The 2,357-nt window shown below is 62.7% G+C and carries 3 protein-coding genes; all 3 read right to left on the bottom strand.

All coding sequences use genetic code 11. From position 1 onward, the window contains the following. Nucleotides 1–835: ABC transporter ATP-binding protein (locus EN935_RS31500; RefSeq protein WP_164771508.1), on the bottom strand; the 835-nt coding region annotated here is incomplete at its 3' end. 10 nt (nt 836–845) lie between these two features. Next, nucleotides 846–1,925, bottom strand: coding sequence for an ABC transporter ATP-binding protein (locus tag EN935_RS31495; protein WP_109669136.1), 1,080 nt, complete (start codon nt 1,923–1,925; stop codon nt 846–848). Nucleotides 1,926–1,967: 42 nt separating this feature from the next. Next, nucleotides 1,968–2,357 (bottom strand): glycerol-3-phosphate dehydrogenase C-terminal domain-containing protein (locus EN935_RS31490; protein WP_281040373.1); only part of this gene is annotated, 390 nt, incomplete at its 5' end.

The following is a 2,357-nucleotide window of genomic DNA, read 5'->3' as shown; positions in this document are numbered from 1 at the left end:
CGACGGTGCCGCTGCCAGCCTTGGGCACGCCGGGCAGTTCGATCCGCTGCGAACCCAATTTTGCCGTCTTGCCGTCGATCGCCACCGGCATGACGTTCATGCCGGGCGAGCCGATGAAATAACCGACAAAAGTGTGGCGCGGCCGTTCGAATAGTTCGGCCGGCGTGCCGATCTGGACGATACCGCCATCATACATCACCACCACCTGGTCGGCGAAGGTCAACGCCTCGGTCTGGTCGTGGGTGACGTAGACCATGGTGTAGCCGAACCGGCGGTGCAGCTGCTTCAGCTGCGAGCGCAGCACCCATTTCATATGCGGGTCGATAACGGTCAGCGGCTCGTCGAACAGGATGGCGTTGACATCCGAGCGCACCAAGCCGCGGCCGAGCGAGATCTTCTGCTTCTGGTCGGCGGTCAGGCCCCTCGCCTTCTTCTTCGCCCAGGACGCCAGATCGATCATCTCTAGCGTCTCGCGCACCTTGCGGTCGACATCTGCTTCCGGCACGCCGCGGTTGCGCAGCGGGAAAGCCAGATTGTCGTAGACGGTCATGGTGTCGTAGATGACCGGGAACTGGAACACCTGCGCGATGTTGCGCTCCTGCGTCGACAAATTGGTCACGTCCTTGCCGTTGAACAGCAACTGGCCGTGTGAGGGGTGCAGCAATCCCGAAATGATGTTGAGCAGCGTGGTCTTGCCACAGCCCGAGGGCCCCAGCAGCGCATAGGCGCCGCCGTCCTCGAAGACGTGATGCACTTCCCTGAGCGCGAAATCGGAATCCTTCTGCGGGTTGGGCAGATAGGAATGCCTGACATGGTTGACGTCGATGCGCGCCATCTCTTTCCCCTCAAGCCGCCAGCTTCGGCGCGCTCACGGCGCGGCCGTGCTCGTCGAAAACCATGATGTGGCGTGGATCGATGAACACCTCGACCACTTCGTCAGGCTCGAAATCGCGAATGCCGTGGGTCAGCATGACCCAGCGCGCATCGGCGAAATCGAGATGGATGAAGCTCTCCGACCCTGTGATCTCGGTGATCGTCACCTTGGCCCGTACCGGCACCGCCGCCGCGTTGGGCCGCTCGAGCGACAGATGATGCGGCTGAAAGCCGATCGTATAGATGGCGTCGGCAATGCCGGAGAGCTCGGCTGGCACCGGCAGGTTGACGCCACCCTCGAGCAGGAAATCCCGGCCCTTCTTGGCGAGCACGATGGTGTTGAGCGGTGGATCGGAAAACGTCCTGGCCGTCACCAGGTCGGCCGGCTTGCGGAACACCTCGATGGTCTGTCCGAACTGGGTGATGCGTCCTTCGGAAAGCGTGGCGGTGTTGCCGCCGAGCAGCAGGGCTTCGTGCGGCTCGGTCGTTGCATAGACGAAGATGGTGCCAGCGGCGGCGAATATCCTGGGCAACTCGGCGCGCAGCTCTTCGCGCAATTTATAGTCGAGATTGGCGAGCGGTTCGTCGAGCAGGACCAGGCTGGCGTTCTTGACGATGGCGCGCGCCAGTGCGGTGCGCTGCTGCTGGCCGCCGGACAGGCTGAGCGGCGTGCGGTCGAGATAGGGTGTCAGCTTGAGAAGTGCGGCGGCATCGCGCACTTCCTTGTCGATCTTGGCCTGATCGGTGCCGGCCACCCGGAGCGGCGAAGCGATGTTCTCATAGACGGTCATCGCCGGATAGTTGATGAACTGCTGGTAGACCATGGCGATCTTGCGCTTCTGCACCGGCACGCCGGTGACATTCTGGCCGTCGAACCAGATCGAACCGGAGGTCGGCACATCGAGGCCGGCCATCAGCCGCATCAGGCTGGTCTTGCCGGAGAGCGTAGGTCCGAGCAGGACGTTGAGCGAGCCGTGCTGGAGCGTCAGCGACACGTCGCTTATATGCTCGACCGCACCAACCGTCTTGGTGACGTTTCTCAGTTCCAGCATGACGCCTCCTCCCAGGCCTTCTGCATCAGCTCAAACCCCTCTTCATTCGGCAGCCGCGACATGGCGCCGGCTTATACCGCGCATGAATTCATCGAGCGCCGCCACCTGCTCGCGGCTGAGATGCAGACCGCGCTTGGTCCGGCGCCACAATACATCTTCTGATGTGACCGCCCATTCGTTTTGAACGAGATAGCGCACCTCGGCCTCGTAAAGATCAGCGCCGAAGTTACGGCCGAGATCAGAATTCGATTTGGCTAGCCCCAACAGCATCCTTGCGCGGGTGCCGTAGAGCCTGGTCAGCCGGCGGGCCAAGCGCGCGTCGAGGAACGGGTAGGCGGTTTTCAGTTTCGCCACCTCGGCATCGAAACCGGTGGCCGGGAAATCGCCGCCCGGCAGTGGCGCGTTTGCCGTCCATGGCTTGCCGCGCTTGCC

The sequence above is a fragment of the Mesorhizobium sp. M7D.F.Ca.US.004.03.1.1 genome, from assembly GCF_003998635.1.
Lineage (GTDB): Bacteria > Pseudomonadota > Alphaproteobacteria > Rhizobiales > Rhizobiaceae > Mesorhizobium > Mesorhizobium loti.
Note: the sequence above shows the minus strand (reverse complement) of the source record. Positions and strands in the feature narration are given on the sequence as shown.